General features: G+C 70.0%; 19 protein-coding genes. 14 read left to right on the top strand and 5 right to left on the bottom strand.

The genetic code is table 11. The features are described 5' to 3' along the window. Positions 1–78: 78 nt before the first annotated feature. The gene (locus ACFFJB_RS01645; RefSeq protein WP_376829031.1) at positions 79–1,092 is read left to right on the top strand and encodes an ROK family protein; all 1,014 of its coding nucleotides are present in this window, start codon (positions 79–81) and stop codon (positions 1,090–1,092) included. Between the two features lie 215 nt (positions 1,093–1,307). On the opposite strand, the gene yghU is transcribed toward ACFFJB_RS01645, so the two are convergent. Further along, positions 1,308–2,180 carry a glutathione-dependent disulfide-bond oxidoreductase gene (gene yghU / locus ACFFJB_RS01640; RefSeq protein WP_376829029.1) on the bottom strand — a complete coding sequence of 291 codons (873 nt, stop codon included), beginning with the start codon at positions 2,178–2,180 and terminating at the stop codon, positions 1,308–1,310. 300 nt (positions 2,181–2,480) lie between these two features. Between yghU and ACFFJB_RS01635 the strand changes: the two genes are divergently transcribed. The 4 genes from ACFFJB_RS01635 to ACFFJB_RS01620 all read left to right on the top strand — a co-directional run bounded on the left by ACFFJB_RS01635 (position 2,481) and on the right by ACFFJB_RS01620 (position 6,087). Beyond that, entirely contained in the window at positions 2,481–3,701 is a 1,221-nt protein-coding gene (locus ACFFJB_RS01635) for an acyl-CoA dehydrogenase family protein (protein WP_376829027.1), read from the top strand. 130 nt (positions 3,702–3,831) lie between these two features. Next, the gene (locus ACFFJB_RS01630; protein ID WP_376829025.1) at positions 3,832–4,053 is read left to right on the top strand and encodes an acyl-CoA carboxylase biotin carboxyl carrier protein subunit; all 222 of its coding nucleotides are present in this window, start codon (positions 3,832–3,834) and stop codon (positions 4,051–4,053) included. 31 nt (positions 4,054–4,084) lie between these two features. Next, on the top strand, positions 4,085–5,050 hold the full coding sequence (locus tag ACFFJB_RS01625) for an NAD(P)-dependent oxidoreductase (protein ID WP_376829023.1): 966 nt from the start codon (positions 4,085–4,087) through the stop codon (positions 5,048–5,050). A 53-nt stretch (positions 5,051–5,103) separates the two neighbouring features. Continuing rightward, on the top strand, positions 5,104–6,087 hold the full coding sequence (locus tag ACFFJB_RS01620; RefSeq protein WP_376829021.1) for a glutathione S-transferase family protein: 984 nt from the start codon (positions 5,104–5,106) through the stop codon (positions 6,085–6,087). 378 nt (positions 6,088–6,465) lie between these two features. On the opposite strand, the gene ACFFJB_RS01615 is transcribed toward ACFFJB_RS01620, so the two are convergent. Then, the gene (locus tag ACFFJB_RS01615) at positions 6,466–6,924 is read right to left on the bottom strand and encodes an acyl-CoA thioesterase (protein ID WP_376829019.1); all 459 of its coding nucleotides are present in this window, start codon (positions 6,922–6,924) and stop codon (positions 6,466–6,468) included. Positions 6,925–7,122: 198 nt separating this feature from the next. Between ACFFJB_RS01615 and glpD the strand changes: the two genes are divergently transcribed. Both glpD and glpK read left to right on the top strand, forming a co-directional pair. Beyond that, positions 7,123–8,694 carry a glycerol-3-phosphate dehydrogenase gene (glpD, locus tag ACFFJB_RS01610; RefSeq protein ID WP_376829017.1) on the top strand — a complete coding sequence of 524 codons (1,572 nt, stop codon included), beginning with the start codon at positions 7,123–7,125 and terminating at the stop codon, positions 8,692–8,694. Continuing rightward, entirely contained in the window at positions 8,694–10,199 is a 1,506-nt protein-coding gene (gene glpK / locus ACFFJB_RS01605) for a glycerol kinase GlpK (RefSeq protein WP_376829015.1), read from the top strand. Before glpD ends, glpK begins: the two co-directional genes overlap by 1 nt. 64 nt (positions 10,200–10,263) lie before the next feature. On the opposite strand, the gene ACFFJB_RS01600 is transcribed toward glpK, so the two are convergent. Beyond that, the gene (locus ACFFJB_RS01600) at positions 10,264–11,517 is read right to left on the bottom strand and encodes an NAD(P)/FAD-dependent oxidoreductase (RefSeq protein ID WP_376829013.1); all 1,254 of its coding nucleotides are present in this window, start codon (positions 11,515–11,517) and stop codon (positions 10,264–10,266) included. Between the two features lie 232 nt (positions 11,518–11,749). On the opposite strand from ACFFJB_RS01600, the gene ACFFJB_RS01595 reads away from it, so the two are divergent. After that, positions 11,750–12,670, top strand: a complete 921-nt coding sequence (locus ACFFJB_RS01595) for a hypothetical protein (RefSeq protein ID WP_376829011.1) — start codon at positions 11,750–11,752, stop codon at positions 12,668–12,670. 50 nt (positions 12,671–12,720) lie between these two features. Here the strand turns inward: ACFFJB_RS01595 and ACFFJB_RS01590 are convergent, their stop codons facing one another. After that, the gene (locus tag ACFFJB_RS01590) at positions 12,721–14,031 is read right to left on the bottom strand and encodes a glycerate kinase type-2 family protein (protein WP_376829009.1); all 1,311 of its coding nucleotides are present in this window, start codon (positions 14,029–14,031) and stop codon (positions 12,721–12,723) included. A 221-nt stretch (positions 14,032–14,252) separates the two neighbouring features. Here ACFFJB_RS01590 and ACFFJB_RS01585 point away from each other — a divergent pair, with 221 nt between their 5' ends. From ACFFJB_RS01585 to ACFFJB_RS01565, 5 genes are all read left to right on the top strand, one after another. Beyond that, on the top strand, positions 14,253–15,449 hold the full coding sequence (locus tag ACFFJB_RS01585) for an ABC transporter substrate-binding protein (RefSeq protein ID WP_376829112.1): 1,197 nt from the start codon (positions 14,253–14,255) through the stop codon (positions 15,447–15,449). A gap of 193 nt (positions 15,450–15,642) precedes the next feature. Continuing rightward, the gene (locus ACFFJB_RS01580) at positions 15,643–16,851 is read left to right on the top strand and encodes an ABC transporter substrate-binding protein (RefSeq protein ID WP_376829007.1); all 1,209 of its coding nucleotides are present in this window, start codon (positions 15,643–15,645) and stop codon (positions 16,849–16,851) included. Between the two features lie 205 nt (positions 16,852–17,056). After that, positions 17,057–18,070: an NAD-dependent epimerase/dehydratase family protein gene (locus tag ACFFJB_RS01575; protein WP_376829006.1), complete on the top strand. Its 1,014-nt coding sequence runs from the start codon at positions 17,057–17,059 to the stop codon at positions 18,068–18,070. A gap of 185 nt (positions 18,071–18,255) precedes the next feature. Continuing rightward, positions 18,256–19,389 carry a glycosyltransferase family 4 protein gene (locus ACFFJB_RS01570; protein ID WP_376829004.1) on the top strand — a complete coding sequence of 378 codons (1,134 nt, stop codon included), beginning with the start codon at positions 18,256–18,258 and terminating at the stop codon, positions 19,387–19,389. After that, positions 19,365–21,572 carry an amylo-alpha-1,6-glucosidase gene (locus ACFFJB_RS01565; RefSeq protein ID WP_376829002.1) on the top strand — a complete coding sequence of 736 codons (2,208 nt, stop codon included), beginning with the start codon at positions 19,365–19,367 and terminating at the stop codon, positions 21,570–21,572. Before ACFFJB_RS01570 ends, ACFFJB_RS01565 begins: the two co-directional genes overlap by 25 nt. A 424-nt stretch (positions 21,573–21,996) precedes the next feature. Here ACFFJB_RS01565 and ACFFJB_RS01560 read toward each other — a convergent pair whose 3' ends face one another. Next, a complete protein-coding gene (locus ACFFJB_RS01560; RefSeq protein ID WP_376829000.1) occupies positions 21,997–23,238 on the bottom strand; it encodes an ABC transporter substrate-binding protein in 1,242 nt (413 codons plus the stop codon). Between the two features lie 385 nt (positions 23,239–23,623). On the opposite strand from ACFFJB_RS01560, the gene ACFFJB_RS01555 reads away from it, so the two are divergent. Then, positions 23,624–24,061: an acyl-CoA thioesterase gene (locus tag ACFFJB_RS01555; protein WP_376828998.1), complete on the top strand. Its 438-nt coding sequence runs from the start codon at positions 23,624–23,626 to the stop codon at positions 24,059–24,061. Positions 24,062–24,063: the final 2 nt, after the last annotated feature.

The raw sequence follows: 24,063 nt of genomic DNA, 5'->3' as shown, positions 1-24,063 counted from the left end.
TTCATTTGCGCCGGCCGCGCTCCAGGCCGGAACGAAAGGACATGGCCGTCCGTTCCTTCCGCGACGGACGGAGGAGCCATGACCAGCAGCAATGCCCGGGCCCGCAGCAAGCCGCCCGGCGGGCCGGCCCGCGCCGGCGCGCCGGCGGACGGACAGGCGCACGCCATCGCCGCGCACGGGGCGGCGCGCCTCGCCTCAGTGACGGTTGACAGCTACAACCTCGAGATCCGGGACCGCGACGGCTTTGTCGGCGACCGCGCCAGCGGCCGCGCCTTTCGCGCCGCCCTCGGCGACATCCGCCGGGCGCTGCGCCGCACGGACGAGGATCCGCTGGGCGACGGGCCGGCCGGGCGCATCAGCAAGGCCCGGCTCGACCGCGCCCTGACGAAGGGCGACGCCGAGGCCGCCGCGGTGGTGCACGGGGCCATCGAGACCTACGCCGCCAGCCTCGCCGACGTCATCCGCCGGTTCCTGCGCGATCCGGCGTGGAAAGACGTGGCGCGCATCGTCGTCGGCGGCGGCCTCAGGGAGAGCCGGGTCGGCGAGATCGCCGTGGCCCGCGCGGAAATGCTGCTGAAGGCGGACGGCGTCGCCATCGACATGGAGATGATCCGCCACCACCCGGACGAAGCCGGACTGATCGGCTGCGCCCACCTTGCCCCGGCCTGGGTGTATGAGGGGCATGACGCCATCCTCGCCGTGGACGTGGGCGGCGCCAACATCCGCTGCGGCGTGGTGGACGTGAACATCGCCAAAAGCCCGGACCTGGCGAAGGCGCAGGTGTGGAAGGCGCAGCTCTGGCGCCACCGGGAGGAGCGGCCGGGTCGCGGCGCCGCGGTGGAGCGCCTCACCGGCATGCTGGCCGATCTCGCCCGCCAGGCGCAGAAGAAGGGCCGCCGGCTGTGTCCGCTGGTGGGCGTGGGCGTGCCGGGGGTGATCGAGCCGGACGGCTCCATCGCCCGCGGCGCCCAGAACCTGCCCGGCGACTGGGAGAGCGCGCGCTTCAACCTCGCTCGCGCCATCGGCGAGGCCCTGCCGGAGCTCTCCGGCCACGAGACCATGGTGGTGATTCACAATGACGCGGTGGTCTAGGGCCTGAGCCAGATCCCGTTCATGCAGGACGTGGCGCGCTGGGGCGTGCTCACCATCGGCACGGGCCTCGGCAACGCCTGCTTCACCAACCGCTCCGGCGGAGAGCGCCGGAAAGACGCCTGACCGGCGGCGGCGCGCTGCCGCCCGGCCCCGCGGAAAGGCCCTTCGCACGGCGCAGCGCAGGGCGGGCGCCAGGGCGCCCGCTCCGGGCCGCCTCAGGCGCCGGCGGCGATCCTGTCCTGGGTTCTGGTGTCGAAGTCCGAGGCGTCGTGGCGTTCGTGCAGCTGGTTCTCGGGCTTGCCGTTCACATTGTTGACCTTGCGGCCGCGCTGCACGGCGGGGCGCTCCAGCATGCGGTCGGCCCAGGCGATGACGTTCGCGTACTCATGCACCGAGAGGAACTCGCCGGCCCCGTAGAGCAGGCCCTTGGCCAGCAGCCCGTACCACGGGAAAATCGCCATGTCGGCGATGGTGTAGTCGTCGCCCGCCACCCATGGCGTTTCCACCAGGCGCCGGTTGAGCACGTCCAGCTGCCGCTTGGTCTCCATGGCGTAGCGGTCGATGGCGTATTCGATTTTCACCGGCGCATAGGCGTAGAAATGGCCGAAGCCGCCGCCCACGAAGGGCGCGCTGCCCATCTGCCAGAACAGCCAGGAGAGGCACTCGGCCCGCTTCGCCGGCGCGGCGGGCAGGAAGGCGCCGAACTTTTCGGCGAGGTAAAGCAGGATCGCCCCCGACTCGAACACCCGGACCGGCTCCGGCCCGGAGCGGTCCACCAGCGCCGGAATCTTGGAGTTGGGGTTCACCTTCACGAAGCCGGTGCTGAACTGCTCGCCCTCACTGATGCGGATCAGCCAGGCGTCGTATTCGGCGCCGGAATGGCCGGCCGCCAGCAGCTCCTCCAGCATGATGGTCACCTTCTGCCCGTTGGGCGTGCCCAGCGAGTAGAGCTGCAGCGGATGTTTGCCCACCGGCAGCTCTTTCTCATGGGTGGGGCCGGCCACCGGCCGGTTGATGCTGGCGAAGGCGCCGCCATTGTTGCGGTTCCAGGTCCAGACCTTCGGCGGCGTGTATTCGGCTGCGCTCATTGTCCGTCTCCTCATCTGCGCGGGGGCGCCGCCTCATGGCGGCCCGCGCCCGCGGCGTCCGGGCGACGTTGACGCGGATCGCCGCCCCGTGCAACGCGCGCCGCGACATCGGGCCCCCGCGCCCCTTGCCTGACGGGGAACATGTGTGCTTCCCATCAACCCGTTTACAGGGTTCCCCCGCGCATGACGCAGGGACCGGCCCTGAACGGAACCGGGCGCCATCGCCGGGGCCGGGCCCTGCGTCCGGGAGCGGGAGGCGCCGCGTCACCGGCGGCCTCCGCCGCCTCACAGGAGTAACCGATGTCCGCTGCAGCTGGAGCCGCGCCGTTCGCCGGCCAGTTTGGTTTCGCCATTCCGGAAGACCTGAAGCAGATCGCCGACCGCATCGGCGCCTTCGTGCGCGAGAAGGTCATCCCCTATGAGAACGATCCGCGCTGGGGCGCCCACGGCCCCTCGGACGACCTGCGCAAGGAGCTGGTGGCGCTGGCGAAGGAGGCGGGGGTGTTCGGCCCGCACGCGCCGGTGGAGTACGGCGGCATGGGCCTCGGCCATGTGGGCCGCGCCATCACCTTCATCGCCGCCGGCTATTCGATGCTGGGGCCGGTGGCGCTGCACTGCGCCGCGCCGGATGAGGGCAACATCCACCTGCTCGAGGTGGTGGCCAACGCCGCGCAGCGCGAGCGCTACCTGAAGCCGCTGGCCAGCGGCGAGGTCCGCTCCTGCTTCTGCATGACCGAGCCGGCCCCGGGCGCCGGCGCCGATCCGCGCCAGCTGGCCACCGTGGCGAAGCGCGACGGCGACGACTACCTGATCAGCGGCCTGAAATGGCTGATCACCGGCGCGGAGGGCGCCGCGTTCGCCATCATCATGGCGAAGATCGAGGGCGGCGAGGGCGACGGCCGCCCCACCATGTTCCTCAGCCCCATGAACGCGCCGGGCATCACCATCGAACGCGCGCTCGATTCGCTCGACTGCTCCTTTACCGGCGGCCATGGCGTGGTGCGCTTCGACAACCTGCGCGTGCCCGCGAGCGCCATTCTCGGCGAGCCGGGCCAGGGCCTGCGCTACGCCCAGGTGCGCCTCGCCCCGGCGCGCCTCACCCACTGCATGCGCTGGCTGGGCTCGGCCATGCGCGCCCATGACGTCGCCGTGGAGTACGCCCGCCGCCGCACCGCCTTCGGCAAGACCCTGGCCGAGCACGAGGGCGTCTCCTTCATGCTGGCGGACAATCTCATGGACATCCATGTGGCGCGTCTGGCCATCCTGCACGCCGCCTGGCTGCTGGACCAGGGCGCGCAGGGCGGCAACGAGAGCTCCATGGCCAAGGTCATCTGCTCGGAGGCGATTTTCCGCGTCGCCGACCGCTCCATGCAGATTCTCGGCGGCATGGGCGTCACCCGCGACACCATCGTCGAGCGCATTTTCCGCGACGTGCGCTCCTTCCGCATTTACGACGGCCCGTCCGAGGTGCACCGCTGGGCGCTCGGCAGGCGCATCGCCGCCGGCGAACTGGCGCCGTGACGGCATGACGGCGCGGCGCCTTCATGCGCGCCGCGCCCTTGCAAGGCGGCCGCCGGGCGTTTCAAATGTCCGGCGCCGCAAACGACAGGACGCCCCGGGCGAACAGGGGCGCGCATGAGGAAACGTTCCGATGGGCATTGAAGCGAAGAGCGAGATCGCCGGCCGCGTGTTCCAGATCGCCGCCGAACCGGGCCAGCGCGTCGGGGAAGGCGACCCGGTGGTCATTCTCGAAGCCATGAAAATGGAAATCGCCGTGGAGGCGCCGCGGGCCGGCGTGGTGAAGGAGATCCGCGTCGCCGTCGAGCAGAGCGTCGAGGAGGGCGACGTCGTCGCCGTCATCGAGCCGGCGTGATCACTCCATGGCCGACGGGCGGAGCCTGCCAGTGAGCGAGACGGACGGAGCCGCAGGGCTGGAGAAGGTGGTGGCGGCGTGCCAGCTGGGCAGCGCCTTCGCCGCCATCCTGCGCGAAGCGGGAATCGAGACGCGGGTGCACGGGCCGGACCGGCCGCCATGGCTGCCGGACCCGGACGTGAACGTCATCGTCACCCAGCCCAGGTGCTGGGCGGACGCGCCGCAGGAGCAGCCGCCGGAATGGCCAGGCGCCGTGCGTTTCATCCAGCTCGGCTCCGCCGGCATCGACGGCTATCCCCGATGGATGTTCAACGGTCCGGTGGTGGCCACCAGCCGCGGCGTCGCCGCCCCGCCGATCAGCGAATACGTGCTGGCGGCGATGCTCACCGTGGCCAAGGAATTTGACCGGCTGGCCGTGCGCGGCCCCGCCGGGTGGAAGGCGCGCCGCCTCGGCGGCCTGTACGGCGCGCGCCTCGGCCTTGTCGGCTACGGCGCCATTGGCGAGGCGGTGGCGACGCGCGCCCGCGCCTTCGGCATGAAGGTGAGCGCCCTGCGCCGGCGCGGCGCCGTCGCGGCGGAGGGCGTCGAGCCCGCCGCCTCGGTGGCGGAGCTGGCCGCGACCTGCGACCATCTGGTGCTGGCCCTGCCGCTGACGCCGGAAAGCCGGGGCATCATCAGCCGCGAGGTGCTGATGCAGGCGAAGCCGGGCCTGCATCTCGTCAACATCTCGCGCGGCGGCCTCATCGACCAGCAGGCGTTGCTGGAGGCGCTGGACAACGGGCCGCTCGGTTTCGCCACCCTCGACGTCGCCGAGCCGGAGCCGCCGCCGGAGGGGCACCCGTTCTACAGCCATCCGAAGATTCGCCTGACGCCGCACATCTCCTGGTCGGATTCCGACACCCAGGTCCGGCTGGGCGAAAAAACCATCGCCAACATCCGCGCCTTCGCCGCCGGGCGGGCCCCGCGCGACGTGGTGGGGCCGGATTCGGCCTACTGAACCGCCGGCCGGCGAAGGGCGCCGGGCCAGGATATATTTTGGGGGAAATGGCCATGACCTACCGCCTGATCGGCGCGGAGCTGTCGCCTTATTCGGTCAAGGTGCGCTCCTACCTGCGCTACAAGAACCTGCCGCACGTGTGGATCAACCGCGGGCCGGCGAGCCAGGAGGAATTCCAGAAATACGCCAAACTGCCGCTGATTCCGCTGCTGATCACGCCGGAAGGCCAGGGCATGCAGGACTCCACGCCGATCATCGAGGCGCTGGAGGAGAAATACCCCCACCCGTCCATCCACCCCTCCGATCCGGTCGCCGCCTTCGTCTCGGCGCTGGTGGAGGAGTTCGGCGACGAATGGTGCAACAAGCCCATGTTCCACTACCGCTGGCGGCGGGAGGTGGACGCCCAGTCCGGCGCCGAGCGCATCGTCGCCGGCTCCATGCCGGACCTGACCGGCGAAGCGCGCGCGCAGGCGGTGGCCCAGGTGAAGGCGCGCATGGTTCCGCGCCTGTCGTTCGTCGGCTCATCGGACGCCACGGCGGAGCTGATCGAGAACAGTTTCCGGCGCATTCTCGCCGTGCTGGAGACGCATCTGGTCAGCCGGCCCTACCTGTTCGGCGCCCGCCCGGCTTTCGGCGACTTCGGCCTGTTCGCCCAGCTGTATGAGTGCTCCACCGACCCGACGCCGGGCGCGATCATGCGCGAGACGGCGCCCAACACCCTCGCCTGGATCAGCCGCATGCTCGACCCCAGGGCGGAAGGGGAGTTCGAGAGCTGGGACAGCCTGAAGGCGACGCTGACGCCGCTGCTGAAGGGGGAAGTGGCGTCGGTGTTCCTGCCCTGGACGCGCGCCAACGCCGCCGCCGTCGCCGCCGGCGAGCCCACCTTCAGCGTGCAGCTGCCGGACGGGCCGTTCTCGCAGGAGACGCAGAAATATCACGCCCGGTCACTGGCGGCGCTGCAGAAGAAATACGCCGAGGCGGCGCGCAATCCCGCCGTGCCGGCGGCGCTGGCCGAGGCCGGGGTGTCGCTGGACTGACGGCGGGCGGACCCGGGGCGCACGGCCGGCTGTCCGCCCCGCGGCGCCCGCGTCGCCGGATAACAGGCGACGGGGGCGATGGTCGCCGGCAGGGCCGGGACGTCCGGGAAGGTGATGTCCCCCGCCGCGCCGGAGGCCGCCGCCGCGGCCAGCCGTGGCGCAGGATTCGCGGACATCCGCCCGGAGACGGCGAAGGCGATGCGCCGGTAGCCGGGCGGGCCGGCAGGCAGGCGCGCGCCGTCGCACCAATCCCCCTGCGCTGAACTGCACCGCGCTGCGTTCGCGGCAGGCCGGCGGGCCGGAACGCGCGGCATGGGCCAGGTCGCGCCAGAGTCGACGCGACCGTTCGTAAAGGAACGCGCCGGGCGCGGCGGCGCCTCAGCCGGCGACCGCCGGCTCGGAAGCCGGGGCGATGCTCACCCCCGGCAGCGCCAGCGCCGCCATGCGCGCGCGCACCTCCGCCGGGATCGGCACGGAGACGCCGCCCTCGTTGCACACCAGCACCGTGTCGCACAGGCCGATGCAGCGGCCGGACTGGAACATGGCCTGGGCCATGTGGAACGAGGTGCGTCCGGCCGCGGCGACGCCCACGCCCATGATCACCTCCTCCGGCCAGAAGCCCTCGTGCAGGTAACGGACGGTCAGCTGCGCCACCAGGGTGCGCACGCGCCGGCGCAGGTGGTCGCGGTGAAAGATGGCGCGCCCTTCCTCATAGATCTGCGCGATGCGGATGGCGTTGAGGTGGCCGTTGCCGTCGAGGTCGCTGACCCGCGTCTGGATGACGGTCTGGACGGGGTAGCTGGCGCGTTCAAGTCTCAGGGGCGGGACAGACTTCATTTCCCGGGGCTTCCTCCGCATGTGACGTTGCGGCGCTTATGGCCGGCCGGCGCGGCCGGCGCAATGGCCGCCGCCGCCGCGACCGCCGGTCCGGACGGGCGCTGGACGGATTGCTGGCGGTCGCCGCCGCCGTATATGCTCTTGCGGGAAAAGACGTGCGGCGATCCGGCCGGCGCGGGCAGGGGGGACCGGCGAAGGATGGCGCAGACGATCCGGGGCGGCGGCGCGAGCCTGGCGGCGGAAGGGCCGCTGGACGTGCTGGTCATTGGCGGCGGCGTCAACGGCTGCAGCATCGCCCGCGACGCCGCCGGGCGCGGACTGAAGGTGGCGCTGGCCGAACAGGACGACCTCGCCAGCTGGACCTCGTCCGCCAGCACCAAGCTCATTCACGGCGGCCTGCGCTATCTGGAGCAGTACGCCTTCCGCCTCGTGCGCGAGTCGCTGCAGGAGCGCGAGCGCCTGCTGCGCGTCGCGCCGCATCTCATCCATCCGCTGCGCTTCGTGCTGCCGCACCATCCGGACCTGCGTCCGGCATGGCTGATCCGCGCCGGGCTGCTGCTCTACGACCACCTCGGCGGGCGCGGCAGTCTTCCCCGCTCCCGGGCGCTGCGTCTGGCGGGCTCTCCCGAGGGCGCGCCGCTCCAGGAGCGCTACCGGCGCGGCTTCAGCTATTACGACTGTTCCGTGGACGACAGCCGCCTCGTCGTCCTCACCGCCCTCGACGCCGCCCGCCGCGGCGCATACGTGTGGACGCGCACCCGCCTAGTGGGCGCCCGGCGCGCCGGCCCGCTGTGGGAGGCCCAGTTGCAGGCGCGCGACGGCCGCAGCTGGCGGGTGACGGCGCGCACGCTGGTCAACGCCGCCGGTCCGTGGGTGGCCTCGGTGCTCACCGGCGTGCTCGGCGTGGCGCCCGAGGAACGGCTGCGCCTGGTGCGCGGCAGCCACATCGCCGTGCCGAAGCTGTATGGGGGCGACCACGCCTATATCTTCCAGAACGGCGACGGCCGGGTCGTGTTCGCCATTCCCTGGCGCAGCGGCCTCACCCTGATCGGCGCCACCGACGCGCCCCATGGGGGCGACCCGGCCGCGGCCACGGCGACCGCCGAAGAGATCGCCTATCTGTGCGCGGCGGCCAGCGCCTATTTCCGCCGTCCGGTGACGCCGGCGGACGTGGTCCACAGCTTCGCCGGCGTGCGGGCGCTGCATGACCCCGTCGCCGGCCGGAAGCCCAGCGAAGTCACGCGCGACTACGCGCTCTCCGTCCAGCGTTTCGGCGGCGAGCCGCCGGTGCTCTCCGTTTACGGCGGCAAGATCACCACCTGCCGGCGGCTGGCCGAGCACGCCCTGGAGCAGCTGTCGCGCTGGCTGCCGACCGCCGGGCCGGCCTGGACCGCCAGCGCGCCGCTGCCTGGCGGCGAGCTGGACGCGGGGCCGCTCGCCGGCGCGGCCGCCTTCAGCGCCTTTCTCACCCGCCAGCTGGCGCGCTACGCCTGGGCTCCGCCGGCGCTGACCGAGCGCATGGCGCGCGCCTATGGCGCGCTCATGGACGACATTCTCGCCGGCGCCCGGGATCTGGCCGGGCTGGGCGAGCATTTCGGCGCCGGGCTGTTTGAGGCGGAGGTCGTCTGGCTGGTCCGTCACGAATGGGCGCAGACCGCCGGCGACATCCTGTGGCGGCGCACCCGCCTGGGGCTGGCGATGCCGGAGGAAGGGCGGCTGCGGCTGGAGGCGTGGCTGGCGGCGAACGCGGGAACGGAGGCGCAGGGCTGATGCGGGAATTCGTGGGCGCGATCGACCAGGGCACGACGAGCAGCCGTTTCATCATCTTCAACCGTCGCGGCGAGGTGGCGGCGCTGGCGCAGCAGGAGCACCGCCAGATCTATCCCGGCCCGGGCATGGTGGAGCACGACGCCATGGAGATCTGGCGCAATGTCTGCGCCGTCGCCGAACGCGCCATGCGGGCCGCCGGCGTCGGGCCCCGGGATCTGGCCGCCGTCGGCCTCACCAACCAGCGCGAAACCACCCTGCTGTGGGACCGCCGCACCGGCGAGCCGGCGCACAACGCCCTGGTGTGGCAGGACGCGCGCGTCAACGATCTGGTCGCGGCCTATGCGAAGGAGGGCGGCAAGGACCGGCTGCGAGAGGCTACCGGCCTGCCGCTGGCCAGCTATTTCTCCGGCCTCAAGCTGCGCTGGCTGCTGGACCATGCCCCTGGCGCGCGCGCGCGGGCCGAGGCGGGCGAGCTGATGTTCGGCAACATCGACGCCTGGCTGGCGTGGCGTCTCACCGGCGGGCCGGACGGCGGCCTGCACGTCACCGACGTCACCAACGCCAGCCGCACCCAGCTGATGAACCTGCGCACGCTGCAGTGGGATCCGGACATCCTCGCGCTGTTCGGCATTCCGGCGGCGGTGCTGCCGCGCATCGTTCCCTCCAGCCGGCTGCTGGGCGAGATCCGCGACGGCCCCCTCGCCGGCGCGCCGCTGGCCGGCGTGCTCGGCGACCAGCAGGCGGCGCTGTTCGGCCAGGCCTGCCTTGCGCCCGGCGACATCAAGAACACGTACGGCACCGGCTGCTTCATGCTGATGAACACCGGCGATCGGCCGGTGACGTCGCGCTCGGGCCTGCTGACCACGGTGGCCTACCAGCTCGACGGCGCCCCGCCGGTCTATGCGCTGGAGGGCTCCATCGCCATCACCGGCGCGCTGGTGCAGTGGCTGCGCGACAACCTCGGCTTCATCAGCAGCAGCGAGGAGGTGGAGCGGCTCGCCCTGGCGGCGCCGGACAATGGCGACGTCTATTTCGTGCCGGCGTTCTCCGGGCTCTACGCCCCTTACTGGCGCGAGGACGCCCGCGGCGTCATCGTCGGCCTCACACGGTTCGCCAACAAGGCGCACATCGCCCGCGCCGCCCTGGAGGCCACCGCCTTCCAGACCCACGACGTGCTCGCCGCCATGCGCGAGGACAGCGGCCTCGCCGTCACCTCCCTGCGGGCCGACGGCGGCATGGTGGCCAATGAGCTGCTGATGCAGTTCCAGGCGGACCTGATCGGCGCCGAGGTGGTGCGTCCGGTGGTGACCGAGACCACCGCGCTCGGCGCCGCCTACGCCGCCGGCCTCGCCGTGGGCTACTGGTCGTCGCCGGACGAGATCGTCGCCAACTGGCGCGCCGACCGCGCTTTCCGCCCGCAACTGGCGCAGGCGGAGCGCGGGCGTCTGCTGCGGCGCTGGCGCCAGGCGGTGCAGCGCTCGCTGGACTGGGTGGAGACGGCCTGAGCCGCGCCCCGCGCGGGGGCGGGGGCCGGGCCGCCGCGGCGCCGGCGGTCCGGCTCCAGAGGGATCAGGCGGCGGCGGTCTGGCGCGCCATGATCTCCTTCATGGACACGCCGGGGTCGGCCAGCAGCGCCGGATCCACCGTGCGGCGGTTCTGGATCATCATTTTCGCCGCCATGAACTCCTGCGGCGCGTTGGCGGCCTCCACCGCCATCAGCCGGCCGCCGGCGAGGTGGAACACGGCGAAACGGCCGCTGTCCGGATCGCCGCGGGCGACGCGCCGGTCGGCGTCGAAGGGCAGGCCGGCGATCTGCAGCTTCACGTCATACTGGTCGGACCAGAACCACGGCGTTTCCGCCGGGGGCTGCGGCTTGCCGGCGATGGCGCAGGCGGCCTGTTTCGCCTGCTCCAGGGCGCTCGGCACGCTTTCCAGCCGGGCGGTGCGGCCGTAAAGCGGCAGCGGCCGGTGGGTGACGTCGCCGATGGCGAAAATGTCCGGGTGCGATGTGCGGGCCGCGCCGTCGACGATCACGCCGTTGTCGCAGGCCAGGCCCGCCGCTTCGGCGATTTCGGCGTTGGGCACGGCGCCGACGCCCGCCAGCACCGCGTCGCAGGGCAGGGTTTCGCCGCCCTCCAGCCGCACGGCCGTGATCCGTCCGCCCTCCGTGTCGAAGCCGGCGATGCGCGCTCCGGTGCGCAGGTCGACGCCATGGCCGCGGTGCAGGCGGCTGAAGAACGCCGACATCTCCGGGCTTGCGACGCGCGCCAGCACCCGCGGCTCGCGCTCCAGCACCGTCACCTGGGCGCTGGCGCCGGTGGCGGAGGCCGCCACCTCCAGCCCCACATAGCCGGCGCCGATGATGACCAGCCGCCGGCCCGGGGCCAGCGCCGCCTTCAGCGCGTCTGCGTCGGCGCGGTTGCGCAGGGTGATCAGGTTGGCCGGGCGGTTCTCCATCCCCGGCAGCAGCCGCGGCCGCGCGCCCGTGGCGATGACCAGCTTCTCCCAGACGACGGTGGCCCCGTCGTCCAGCGTCACGGTCTTCGCCGCCGGATCGATGGCGAGTGCGCGCACGCCGAGGCGCAGGTCGACGGCGTTGGCGCCGTACCAGTCGTCATGCTTCAGGGCGAGGCCGGAATGGTCGATCTCGCCCTTGAGCCAGGCCTTGGACAGCGGCGGGCGCTGGTATGGCGGGTGCGGCTCCTCTCCCGCCAGCAGCACCGGCCCGGCGTAGCCCGCCTGGCGCAGCGCCGCCGCCGCGGCGCCTCCGGCATGGCCGGCGCCGATGATCGCAACCCCCGTATTGATGACCTGCCCGCTCATGTTCCGTCTCGCTCCCCCTGGACGCGCCAATTTTTCATGCGTCGTGCTTACCGGTCACATGATTTTTGCGCTGCTCGGGTCGCAGAAGCAATTGTGACGCATTGGCCCGGCGCTGGGATGGCGCGTCGCCTTATACCACAGCAATGTGAGGTCAGGTGCTTGACGATTTTTCCATTAGGACGCTTTGGATGTAGTTGATCACTCCATTTGCGTTGGGATGGGAATAGTGGTGGTGAAGCAGGCGCTGCTGAAAACGGCGCACAGGTTCGGTTACGTGATTCTGAAGCGGGAATATGCCGAGAGCTTGCAGGCTAATGCACGACGGCCGGGAGGGGGCCTGCGTCCAGTTGGCAGGCCGATGCGCGAAATAGGCGAGCATCGTGCAATATTTTGCTTTGGCGGCAGTAGCGCCGAAGTGTTCGACTACATCTTTAATGACTACCCACAGTACTACTCGTTCTGGCACTCTGGTCAAAAAGGAAGGGGTGCACAGGGGCTGATCAGCGCCATATCCAGTTATCTGGCTAATCGCCTGCAGGATAGTTATGTTATTATTGGTGCGGGCACCGGCGACGTCACCTATCACCTCCAGCATGTAGCCAATACTTACGGTGTCATCGATGCGGAGGAAGTGATTTTAGCTGCAGTAGCAGGTTACACGCGCCTAGAGCAGGCATTGCCCGCGCTTGGATGCCGCAAGGTTCGCACTATATTTTATACGCCGATTGTGGATTTGCCGCCCGAATACTGGCAAAATGTTGCGGGCTTCGCCGCGCCTTTACCAAACCGCTTCATGGCAAAATGCGTATACGAAATCGCTCGCCGATGTGAGCATACGCTGCGGGATTGCGTCAACTTGCTACCTATCACAGCGGATCCTGAGACTTTTCTCGCGCGACCGGAGTTCTGTCGCGTCTATCACGACCATCACCTTTCGTTCATTCGGGTGACGCCGATTCTCGCAAGTCACGTGCAGGATTTTGTGGCTGGTTGGGATGGGCGCGTGGACATGCCTGAGCAGGAATACGCGCATCACCCGCGCCGAGAGGATATGCTGTTCAATACGCGTAATCCGGTCTGGCAAAAAGCCCTTGATCCACGAGTGCGCCTGAGCTTCCCGGTTACGGGGCTGGACCAGTCGCTACCCGACTAGCTTCTTTGACTGTCCCAAAGGCGATCCCGAGACTTGAGCTTTGGGAGCAATCATCCAATTGGTCCCACCAGAATCGCGCGGAAGTCGTTCACGTTGGTGCGGGTCGGTCCGGTGACAAGGCTGTCGCCCAGCGCGCCGAAAAAGCCGTGGGCGTCATGACGGGCGAGGCTGGCGGCGGCGTCCAGCCCGATGGCGCGGGCGCGCGCCAGCGTGTCCGGCGTGATGGTCGCGCCGGCCACGGGCGCCGCGCCGTCCACGCCGTCCGTGTCCGCCGCCAGCGCCCAGATCCCCGGCGCGCCGTCGAGATGCAGCGCCAGAGACAGCAGGAACTCGACGTTGCGGCCGCCGCGCGCGCCGGCGGGCGGCGGTTCGCGCAGCGTCACCGTGGTCTCCCCGCCGCTGAGAATGACGCACGGCCGGCCAAAGGGCGCGTCCGGTCCGGCGGCGAACCGGGCGACGCCGGCGAACACCCGGCCGGCTTCGGCCGCCTCGCCCTCGATGGCGTCGCCGAGCACGAGCGGCGTCACGCCCCGCGCCCGCGCCAGCTCCGCCGCCGCCTGCAGCGACAGGCGCGGCGCGGCGATGATGTGGTTCTCCGCCCGGGCGAGGCGCGGATCGCCCGGCTTGATGGTTTCGCTGGCCGGGTTGTCCAGCCAGGCGCGCGCCGCCGGCGCCGCGATGGCGTAACGGTCGAGAACGGCGAGCGCGTCGCGCCGCGTGGTCGGATCGGCGACCGTGGGGCCGGAGGCGATGACGGCGGGATCGTCGCCGGGCGCGTCGGAAATCATCAGCGCCGCCACCCGCGCCGGCGCCGCCCGCGCCGCCAGCCGTCCGCCCTTCAGCAGCGACAGGTGTTTGCGCACCGTGTTGATCTCGCTGATCGTCGCGCCGCTGGCCAGCAGCGCCCTCGTCGCCGCCTGCTTGTCGGCGAGGGTGAGGCCGGGCGCGGGGGCTGGAGCCAGCGCCGAGCCGCCGCCCGAGATGAGGGCGATGACGAGATCGTCCGGCCCGAGGCCGTCGAGCAGGGCGAGCATCTCCTGCGCGGCGCGCGCCCCCGCCGCGTCCGGCGTGGGGTGGGCCGCCTCGCGGATGATGATTCGTTCGCAGGGCGCCGCGTGGCCATAGGCGGTGATCACCAGTCCCTCAGGCGTTTCGCCGTAGCGGGCCCGCCAGGCGCGCTCCAGCGCCTGCGCCATGGCGGCGGAGGCCTTGCCGGCGCCGGCGACCACCACCCGTCCGGCCGGTTTGTCCGGCAGCGCCGCAGGGACGACGCGGGCCGGGTCGGCGGCGGCGACGGCCGCCTCAAACAGCTGGCGCAGGAAGGCGACGGGGCCGGCGAGGGGCGAGGCTGCGGCGATCATGGCGACCTTTATGCACTTGAAAAAAAGGGCGAACGCGGCGAGCATGCCCGCCGCAGCCGGCATGCGGCCGCCGCGGGGACATGCCCCGCGCGGCCGCGCCGCCGGCGCTCTGGTCTGCGCTGTCAGCTGCACGGGAACGCCCGGCGATGACGGGGTTTCGCGCCGCCCTGGCGACGACGGACCATACAACAAGGCTGAGGGGAAGCGCCGTCATGCGACTGATGAAATTTTGCGCCAGCGTGGCGCTGGCGATGGCGTTCGGCGTCACGACCGCTTATGCGGAGAAAAAATACGACCCGGGCGCAACCGACACCTCCATCAAGCTTGGCCAGACCGTGCCGCACAGCGGGCCGGGTTCGCCCTATGGCGCGCTGGGCCGCGCCGCCGTCGCCTATTTCGAGATGCTGAACGAGACCAGGGGCGGCATCAACGGTCGCAAGGTGACGCTGCTGTCCTACGACGACGCCTACAGCCCGCCCAAGACGGTGGAGCAGACCCGCAAGCTGGTGGAGCAGGACCAGGTGCTTGCGCTGTTTTCCTCGCTCGGCACCGCCACCCAGGCGGCCGTGCAGAAATATCTGAACAGCAAGGGCGTTCCCCAGCTGCTGCTCAACACTGGCGCTGGCCGCTGGAACAATCCGAAGGAGTTCCCGTGGACCACGCCCGGCCTGCCCATGTATGCGACCGAGGCGAAGATCTACGCCAAATATATCCTTGAGCACGTCAAGGATCCGAAGGTCGCCATCCTTGGCCAGCATGACGAGCTGGGCAAGGAGTTCTCGCGCGAGCTGCGGGCGGCGCTGGGGCCCGACGCCGACAGGATCGTGGTGGCCGAGGAAAGCTACGAACTGTCTGACCCGACCGTGGACAGCCAGATCGTCAAGCTGATGAACTCCGGCGCCAACGTGTTCGTCAACGTCACCACCGGCAAGGCCACCTCGCAGTCCATCCGCAAGGTGAAGGAGCTCGGCTGGAATCCGCTGCACATCCTGTTCAGCGGCTCCACCGCCTCCAACATCCTGCAGGCCGCCGGCCAGGAGAACGCCAGGGGCATCATCACCATCAAGTACCGCAAGAACGCCGGCGACCCGCAGTTCGCCGACGATCCGGCGATGAAGGAGTATGAGGCGTTCCGGGCGAAGTACCTGCCCAACGTCGACCCCAACAACGACCTCGCCTTCATCGGCTACGCCCAGGCGGTGGTGATGGCACGGATTCTTGAGGCGGCGGGCGACGACCTGACGCGCAAAAACATCCTGAAGCAGGCCACCAACATGAAGAACGTGACCTCGCCGGCGCTGCTGGAGGGCATCTCCTACAACACCACGCCGGACGATTACTCGCCGTTCAAGACGCTCTACGTCGCCGAATACGACGGCAGGCTGTGGAAGCCAGTCGAGAAGCTGTCGGTTGACTGAGCCGCGCCGGCCTGGCCGCCGCGCGCGCCCGCCGCCGCCTTGAGCGCAATGCATGAGACGCCCGCCAGTCATGCGCTGGCGGGCGTTCTGCCCGTCTGGCCAGCGTGGCCGCGGCCCAGTAGTTTCCCCGCCCGGCAAGACCTTGCCGACACACAACAGCAGCTCCCGCAACGGGAGCACAGGGGGAAACACGATGAAACTGTTCCGGATGGCGATGGCGGTCGCGGGCCTTGCGCTGGCCGCAGGCTTGGCGCACGCGGGCGAGAAAAAATACGATCCCGGCGCCAGCGACACGGAAATTCGCCTCGGCAACACCATTCCGTACAGCGGACCGCTCTCCGCCCACGGCATCCAGGGCCGGGTGGAGGTGGCCTATTTCAGGATGCTCAATGAAGAGCAGGGGGGCGTCAACGGCCGCAAGGTCACGCTGATCTCGCTTGACGACGCCTTCTCTCCGCCCAAGACCGTGGAGCAGACCCGCAAGCTGGTGGAGCAGGAGGAGGTTCTGGCCACCTTCGCCAGCGTCGGCACCGCGGCCCAGTCGGCGGTGCAGCGTTACCTGAACCAGAAGAAGATCCCGCAGCTGATGGTCTCCACCGGCGCGGCCAAGTTCGACCAGCCCAAGGTCTACCCGTGGACCACGCCGAGCTCCATCACCTACCGGGATGAGGGCAAGATCTACGGCAAGTATCTGGCGAAGGAGAAGCCGGACGCGAAGATCGCCGTTCTCTACCTGAACGACGACTTCGGCCGCGATTACGTGCAGGGCTTCAAGGAAGGCCTCGGCGACCGGGCCGGCGACATGATCATCAAGGAGATCACCTACGAGCTGACCGATCCGACCATCGACAGCCAGGTGCTCGCCGCCCGCGCCTCCGGCGCCGATACGCTGTTCAACGTCACCCTGGGCAAGGCGACGTCGCAGTCGCTGAAGAAGATGGCCGAGATCGGCTGGAAGCCGCTGCACTTCATCGTCAGCCCCTCCGCCGGCCGCATCTATCTTGAGGCCGCCGGCCTTGACAACGTGCAGGGCCTGATGACGGCCCAGGCGCTGAAGCAGGTCTCCAGCCCGCGCTGGGCCGACGATCCGGACGTGAAGGCCTACAAGGCGTTCATGGCGAAGTACCTGCCCAATGAGGACATCACCAACGAGATCGGCTTCACCACCTACATGCTGTCGCATGTGATGGCCCACGTGCTGCGCGAGGCGGGCGACAACCTCACCCGCGAGAACATCCTGCGCATCGCCACCAACCTGAAGGACGTGAAGGTTCCGGGCCTGCTGCCGGGCGTGAAGTATGAGAACAACCCGCAGAACTACACGCCGATCCGCGAGCTGCAGCTGGTGCGCTTTGAGGGCGACGACTACGCGCCGGTGGGCGAGGTGATCAGCGCCCGCTGACCGCCGCCGCATCAACCCTGGCGTTTCCGCCCCGCCGGCCCTCCGGCGGGGTTTTCTGATGGCGGGCCGTCCGGCCGCGTCCGGCCCTGACACGCCCGGGCGCCGGGCCGGCCGGCGCGGTCCTGGCGCGCCCCATCATTGCCACGCCGGAGGCGAGGGGCTATTGCCGCTTCGACGACAACCGCCGCCTCGGGGACAGGACGACATGGCCGCCATCCTGGTGACCGGCACCGCCGGTTTTATCGGCTTCCATCTTGCGCGTCTGCTGCTGGACGAGGGCCATCGCGTCCATGGCTATGACGGCATGACGGACTATTACGACGTGCGGCTCAAGCAGCGCCGGCACGCCATCCTGCGGGAGCACCCCAATTTCTCCGCCACCGAGGGCATGCTCGAGGACGCGGCGCTGCTGGACGCAGTCGCCGACCGCGTCCGGCCGGAAATCATCGTGCATCTCGCCGCCCAGGCCGGCGTCCGGTACAGCCTCGAGAACCCGCGCGCCTATCTCGACTCCAACATCACCGGAACCTTCAACGTCATGGAGGCGGCCCGCCGCCTCGGCGTGCGCCACCTGCTGATGGCCTCCACCTCCTCCGTCTACGGCGCCAACGAGGCCATGCCCTTCGCCGAAACCGACAAGGCCGACGCCCAGCTCACCATCTACGCCGCCACCAAAAAGGCCAACGAAAGCATGGGCCACGCCTACGCGCACCTGTGGGGCCTGCCCACCACCATGTTCCGCTTCTTCACGGTGTACGGCCCGTGGGGACGGCCGGACCTCGCGCTGTTCCGCTTTGTCGACGCCATTCTCGATGGCCGGCCCATCGACATCTACAACCACGGCGACATGTACCGGGACTTCACCTATGTCGACGACCTGACGCGCGGCATCCGCCTGCTGATCGACGTTCCGCCCCCGAAGCCGGACGCGCGCGGCGAAGCCGTGCCGGGCGACTCGCTCTCTCCGGTCGCCCCGTTCCGGATCGTCAACATCGGCAACTCCGACAGGGTGCGCCTGCTCGATTTCGTCGAGGCGATCGAGGAATGCCTCGGACGCAAGGCCATCCGCAATTACATGGACATGCAGAAGGGCGACGTGCCCGCCACCTGGGCCGACTGCAGCCTGCTGCAGCGGCTCACCGGCTACCGCCCGCAGACTGACGTGCGCGACGGCATCGCCCGCTTCGTCGCCTGGTTCCGGGACTACTACGGCAAATAACAAACCCCGCGCCGGACCGTCCGCCGCTCCCCGCCGGGCGGCGCGTTCCCCAGGGAAGGCGCCCGCGGCCGTCCGCCCCTTCAAAACGCCGCCCGCGCGCCTACATCTCCGGAGCGACCCCCTTGGCGCGTGTCGCGCTCCTGCATTTCACGTGATGCTGTCTCGCCCTCCGGGGAGGTACTGTCATGAGGATTGCCCAGGTAGCTCCGCTCGCCGAAAGCGTTCCACCGCGTCTTTACGGAGGAACGGAGCGCGTCGTTTCCTATCTCACAGAAGAACTTGTCCGCCGCGGTCACAGGGTCACGCTGTTCGCCTCCGGCGACTCCCTCACGGCCGCCGAGCTGGCGCCCGCCTGCGAACGGGCGCTGCGCCTCAATCCGGCGGTCCGCGACCCCATACCGCACCATCTCGTCATGCTCGAGCAGCTGCGCGCCCGCGCCGACGAGTTTGACGTCATCCATTTTCACATCGACCTGCTGCATTTCCCGCTGATCCGGCCTTTCGCCCACCGCACGGTCACCACCCTGCACGGGCGCCTCGACCTGCCGGACCTCAAGCCGTTCTACGCCGCCTTCCCGGACATCCCCGTCGTCTCGATTTCTGACGACCAGCGCGCGCCGCTGCCGATGGCCAACTGGGCGGGCACGGTGCATCACGGCCTGCCGGAAGGGCTGCTGCCGTTCAGCCCCGGAGCCGGCGGCGGCTATCTTGCCTTCCTTGGCCGCATCTCGCCGGAGAAGCGGCCTGACCGGGCCATCGAGATCGCCGTCCGCGCCGGCATGCCGCTGAAAATCGCCGCCAAGGTGGACCGCGCCGACCAGGCCTACTGGGACGGGGTCATCCGGCCCATGGTGGAGCGCCATCCGCAGGTGGAGTTCGTGGGCGAGGTGGACGAGCGGACCAAGGCGGAGTTCCTCGGGCAGGCGGCGGCGCTGCTGTTCCCGATCGACTGGCCTGAGCCTTTCGGCCTCGTCATGATTGAGGCCATGGCCTGCGGCACGCCGGTTCTGGCCTTCCGGCGCGGCTCGGCGCCGGAGGTCATCGACGACGGCGTCTCCGGCGTGCTCGTCGATACGGTGGACGAGGCGCTGGCGGCGCTGCCGCGCGTGCTGGCGCTGGACCGCGCCGCCGTGCGCGGCTGCTTTGAGCGGCGCTTCACCGTGCGGCGCATGGCGGACGGCTATCTGGAGATTTACCGGCGCATCGCCCGCAAGGGCGCGGCCGCCGCGCCGCTCCCGGCGGAGCAGGCCGCCGCGCTGGCGGCCCATGCGCCTGGCGTTGCGACGAGGGGCCCATGGACGAACGCGCCGATCCGCTGACGCCGCGGCCGGACCCGTTCGCCACGGCGCAGTCGCCGCAGTTCTTCATCGTCGCCACGGCGCCGCTGCAGGAGCGGCGCCCGCGCACGCAGAAGCACGGCGACACCTTCTCGATGTTCGATCCCAATGGCGACGCCATCGCGGGGCCCGGCAGCCCCGAGGGCGTCTACCATCGCGACACGCGCCATCTGTCGCGCCTGTACCTGACCATCGGCGGCCAGCGGCCGCTGCTGCTCAGCTCCATGGCGCGGGACGACAACGCCCTGCTCACCTTCGATCTCACCAACCCCGATCTTTACGAGAACGGCGTCCTGACGCTGCCCCATGACCTGATCCACATCCGCCGCACCCGGTTCCTGTGGGAGGCGAGCTGCTGCGAGCGCATCAGCCTGCGCAATTTCGACGAGCAGCCGCGGCGCGTGCGGCTGGCGCTGTCGTTCGCGGCCGACTTCTCCGACCTGTTCGAGGTGCGCGGCGCGCGCCGGCCCCGGCGCGGCGCCATGCGTGAGCCGCAGGTGACGGCGGACAGCGTCACCCTCGCCTATGGCGGGCTGGACGGCGTGCTGCGCCGCACGACGCTGCGGTTTGATCCGCAGCCCGCCTCGCTCACCGGCGCGGAGGCGACCTTTGACATCGCCCTCGCGCCCGGTGAAACGCGCCAGATCTTCCTGGAGATCAGCTTCGGGCAGGGGCAGGAGCAGCCCGCGGCGCCGAAGCGGGCGTTCTTCACCCGCCTGCGCGACGCCCGCCGCGCCATGCGGGCGCTGACGGCGCAGACCGCGGCGGTGATCACCTCCAACGACGTGTTCAACGAGGCCCTGCGCCGCGCCGTCGCCGACCTGTACATGCTGGTCACGGTGACCGGCGAGGGGCCATATCCCTATGCAGGCATTCCGTGGTTCAGCACCGTGTTCGGCCGTGACGCCCTGATTACGGCGCTGCAGACGCTGTGGCTGGACCCGGCCATCGCCCGCGGGGTGCTGCGCTATCTGGCCGCCAACCAGGCCACGGAGGAGATTCCGGAGGCGGACGCCGAGCCCGGCAAGATCCTGCACGAGGTGCGCCACGGCGAAATGGCGGAGCTGGGGGAGGTGCCGTTCCGCCGCTATTACGGCAGCGTCGACGCCACGCCGCTGTTCGTGATGCTGGCGGGCGCCTATTACAGGCGCACGGCGGACCTTGAGACGCTGCGGCGGCTGTGGCCGCATGTGGAGGCGGCCCTCGCCTGGATTGACCGGTACGGCGATCGCGACGGCGACGGTTTCGTGGAATACGGCCGCCGCGCGGACGACGGGCTGGTCAACCAGGGCTGGAAGGACAGTTTCGACGCGGTGTTCCATGAAGACGGGCGTCTGGCGCGGGGGCCGGTCGCCCTTTGCGAGGTGCAGGCCTATGTGTACGGCGCCTGGCTGGCGGCGGCGCAGGTGGCGCGGGACATGGGGCTGCGCCACCGGGCGCTGGAGCTGGAGCGGAAGGCGAGGGAGCTGCGCGCGCGCTTCGACGCCGCCTTCTTTGACCCGGCGCTGGGCTCCTATGTGCTGGCGCTGGACGGGGAGAAACGCCCCTGCCGGGTGCGCGCCTCCAACGCCGGTCACGCGCTGTTCACCGGCCTCGCCCTGCCGGAGCGGGCGCCGCGGGTGGTCGCCTCGCTGATGGACCGGGCCGCCTTCTCCGGCTGGGGTGTGCGGACGGTGGCGACCACGGAGGCGCGCTATAACCCGATGAGCTACCACAACGGCTCGGTATGGCCCCATGACAATGCGCTGATCGCGGCGGGGTTCGTGCGTTATGGCTTCCGGGCGGAGGCGGCGCGGATCTTTGAGGGGCTGTTCATGGCCTCGACCTATACCGACATGCGCCGGCTGCCGGAGCTGTTCTGCGGCTTTCCGCGCCAGCGCAGCCGCGGCCCGACCTTCTATCCGGTGGCCTGTTCGCCGCAGGCGTGGGCGGCGGTGACGCCGCTGTTCCTGCTGCAGTCCTGCCTCGGAATGGGGTTTGACCCGGAGGCCGGCGAGCTTGCGTTCCGCGAGCCGATGCTGCCGGAATTCCTGAACGAGGTGATCTTGCGCGGCGTGCGCCTGCCGCAGGGGCGGCTGGACGTGCACCTGCGCCGGGTGGACTCGCAGGTGATGCTGCAGGTGCTGGACCGCTCCGGCGACGTACGGGTGACGACCACCGCCTGAGCCGCAACCGCAGCAGTGGCCAGGTCGCCTGCGCGCCGTCTGCGCGAGGGCAGGCCCGCGCCCCGCGTGTGGCGGCCCTGGAGACGCGCCCTGGCCGCGCATGCCGTCTCCTTGCGGCCGCGGCTCACGCGCGGCGTCGTCGCAGCGTCGCAGGCCCGCCGCGGCCAGGGGATTGTGAGGGCAAGAGTTTCCGCGCGGGCGCCGCATGCATCCGCTCCGCCCGCAAGGCGGAAGACCAAACGGAGCCCTTGCGCCGCCATCGTAGCCGGCCGTCTCTCCTGTCGCTGACAGGGCGGGAAAGGCGCCCCGCATGTCCGGGCCAGGCCGCCGGCCGTCGCCGCGTCATGGCCGGGGCGGCCCGTGTCGGGAAAAAGGCCCGCCCGAACCGGCGGGCCTGCGCGTTCCGGCGGCGACCTGCGCGGTCTTACCGGTCCTTCACCTTCGGCTTCGCCGAGATCACGCCGCCTTCCGGAATCCAGCGGTCGCCGCGGAACACCATGATCTGCATCTCTTCAAACGGGAAATGGTCGCCCGGGCCGGTGTTCATGGTGATGCCCTCGTAGATCATCCCCGGCTTGAAATCCCTCAGGCTCAGCGCCGCCTTCATGACGTTCTCGCGCGTCAGGTCGTCGCCCGCCTCGCGCAGCACGTGCGCCATCGACTCCGCCATGGCGTAGCCGATGGTGTAGAGGCTGTTGTTGAGGTCGGCGTCCGGCATGTATTTCTGCAGGAACTCCCGGAACTTCACGACGTCGTCGTCATTGGCCAGCGCCGGGTCGGTCGGGTCCTTCAGGTAAAGCGCGGTGATCGCGCCCTGGGCGTTCTCCAGGCCCGCCGGCGCCAGCACCGCGCCCACCTGCGAGGCCACGTTGTTGAGAATGTGCACGGGCTTCCAGTTCAGCTCCCCCATCTTGCGGATGGCCTGGGCGGCGAACTTCGGCGTCGACAGGTTCAGGAACAGGTCCGCGCCGGAGGCCTTCAGCTTCACCATCTGCGAGTCGACGGTGGCGTCGGAAAGGTCATAGGGCGCTTCCGCGACGATCATGCTGACCCTGTCGCCAAGGCCCTCCTTCACGCCCTTGTAGATGTCCTTGCCGTAATCGTCGTTCTGCACCAGCACGGCGATCTTCGCGTCGGGATACCGCTCCAGGATCAGATTGGCGTAGATGCGCCCCTCGGTCTCATAGGAGGGGTTGAACGGCATGGTCCACGGATAGGTCTGCGGATCGTTGCCGAAGCGTGTGCCGCCGGACGACAGGAAGATGTGCGGCACCTTCTTCGCGTTCACATATTTCATGATCGCGGTGTTGGAGGGCGTGCCCAGCGTGCCGAACAGGGCGAGCACCTCGTCGTTCTCAATGAGCTTGCGCGCCTGCTCCACCGCTTTCGGCGGGCTGTAGGCGTCGTCATAGCTGATGAAAGTGATCTTGCGCCCGTTGATCCCGCCCTGGTCATTGATCATGCGGAAATAGGCGTCCATGGTTTTGCCGACCACGCCGTAAGCGGATACCGGACCGCTGTAGGGCACGAAATTGCCGAGCCTGATCTCGGTGTCGCTGGCGCCAGGACCATATTTTTTCCCTGCGAGCGCCGCCGCAGGGGCGAGCGCCGCCGAAAGCAGCATGGTTGCGCCCATCATGTTGAGCCAGCGCCGGTCAATGCGCATGGTGTCCTCCCGAAACGTGTGTGGCCCCTGCGTCCAGCGCAAAAGGGCGGGCCATTCGCCTGCGGCTCCAGCCGCCCTCCGCCGGCCGGCCGCAACGTGCCTGCAGCATCTAGCCCAATTACGTGCGGTTGCAACCAGTAGCGTCGCGCCGGCCGGCGCGCCACATGCCGGCGCCGGGCGGCGACATGCGCCGTCGCCGGCGTCTGCGGGGCGGGGAGGGGCATTGCGCCGCAGGGCGCGCCCGCCGCGCATCGCGCCGTCGCCGGAGGCATTCGCCCGACACAGGTGTGCATGAAAGCCATGCCGGGGGCGCATGGTTGTTGCGATGAGGGCGGCCACGGGCTAAACGCCTGACGCAACGCACAAAACAGTCTGGACAATTCGCATGAGACCGCCGGCGTGGCGCCTTGAGCGCGCGACCTATCCCTATTTCACCCGCATCCAGACCCGCTACCGGGACGAACTGCTGCACATCAACAACGTCTCGATCGTCGGATATTACGACGAGGCGCGCTGGCGCTTCACGCGCGAGCTGTTCGCGCAGGCGGGCGTCCCCATGCGGGGCCGCACCGTGACGGCCGAAAGCCGCCAGAGCTATCTGGCGGAGGTGTTCCACATGGAGAATGTGGAGGTCGGCACCGGCGTGCTGCGCGTCGGCAATTCCTCCTGCGAGATCGGCCAGGCGCTGTTCGTCGGCGCGGAATGCCGGGGAATCTGCGCCTCGACCATCGTGTTCATCGCCGACGACCGGCCGGCGCCGCTGACCGCGTCCCTGCGCGCCGCCCTGGAGGAGATGCTGGTCCGCCAGCTGGAGCCGGCCTGAGC

The sequence above is a fragment of the Camelimonas abortus genome (genome assembly GCF_042432745.1).
In the GTDB taxonomy this organism is placed as follows: Bacteria; Pseudomonadota; Alphaproteobacteria; order Rhizobiales; family Beijerinckiaceae; genus Camelimonas; species Camelimonas abortus.
Note: the sequence above shows the minus strand (reverse complement) of the source record. Positions and strands in the feature narration are given on the sequence as shown.

Coding starts and splice junctions, on each gene's coding strand:
- ACFFJB_RS01645 (WP_376829031.1), top strand. CDS start 79: ATGACCAGCAGCAATGCCCGGGCCCGCAGCAAGCCGCCCGGCGGGCCG.
- yghU (WP_376829029.1), bottom strand. CDS start 2,180: ATGAGCGCAGCCGAATACACGCCGCCGAAGGTCTGGACCTGGAACCGC.
- ACFFJB_RS01635 (WP_376829027.1), top strand. CDS start 2,481: ATGTCCGCTGCAGCTGGAGCCGCGCCGTTCGCCGGCCAGTTTGGTTTC.
- ACFFJB_RS01630 (WP_376829025.1), top strand. CDS start 3,832: ATGGGCATTGAAGCGAAGAGCGAGATCGCCGGCCGCGTGTTCCAGATC.
- ACFFJB_RS01620 (WP_376829021.1), top strand. CDS start 5,104: ATGACCTACCGCCTGATCGGCGCGGAGCTGTCGCCTTATTCGGTCAAG.
- ACFFJB_RS01615 (WP_376829019.1), bottom strand. CDS start 6,924: ATGAAGTCTGTCCCGCCCCTGAGACTTGAACGCGCCAGCTACCCCGTC.
- glpD (WP_376829017.1), top strand. CDS start 7,123: ATGGCGCAGACGATCCGGGGCGGCGGCGCGAGCCTGGCGGCGGAAGGG.
- glpK (WP_376829015.1), top strand. CDS start 8,694: ATGCGGGAATTCGTGGGCGCGATCGACCAGGGCACGACGAGCAGCCGT.
- ACFFJB_RS01600 (WP_376829013.1), bottom strand. CDS start 11,517: ATGAGCGGGCAGGTCATCAATACGGGGGTTGCGATCATCGGCGCCGGC.
- ACFFJB_RS01590 (WP_376829009.1), bottom strand. CDS start 14,031: ATGATCGCCGCAGCCTCGCCCCTCGCCGGCCCCGTCGCCTTCCTGCGC.
- ACFFJB_RS01585 (WP_376829112.1), top strand. CDS start 14,253: ATGAAATTTTGCGCCAGCGTGGCGCTGGCGATGGCGTTCGGCGTCACG.
- ACFFJB_RS01580 (WP_376829007.1), top strand. CDS start 15,643: ATGAAACTGTTCCGGATGGCGATGGCGGTCGCGGGCCTTGCGCTGGCC.
- ACFFJB_RS01575 (WP_376829006.1), top strand. CDS start 17,057: ATGGCCGCCATCCTGGTGACCGGCACCGCCGGTTTTATCGGCTTCCAT.
- ACFFJB_RS01570 (WP_376829004.1), top strand. CDS start 18,256: ATGAGGATTGCCCAGGTAGCTCCGCTCGCCGAAAGCGTTCCACCGCGT.
- ACFFJB_RS01565 (WP_376829002.1), top strand. CDS start 19,365: ATGGACGAACGCGCCGATCCGCTGACGCCGCGGCCGGACCCGTTCGCC.
- ACFFJB_RS01560 (WP_376829000.1), bottom strand. CDS start 23,238: ATGCGCATTGACCGGCGCTGGCTCAACATGATGGGCGCAACCATGCTG.
- ACFFJB_RS01555 (WP_376828998.1), top strand. CDS start 23,624: ATGAGACCGCCGGCGTGGCGCCTTGAGCGCGCGACCTATCCCTATTTC.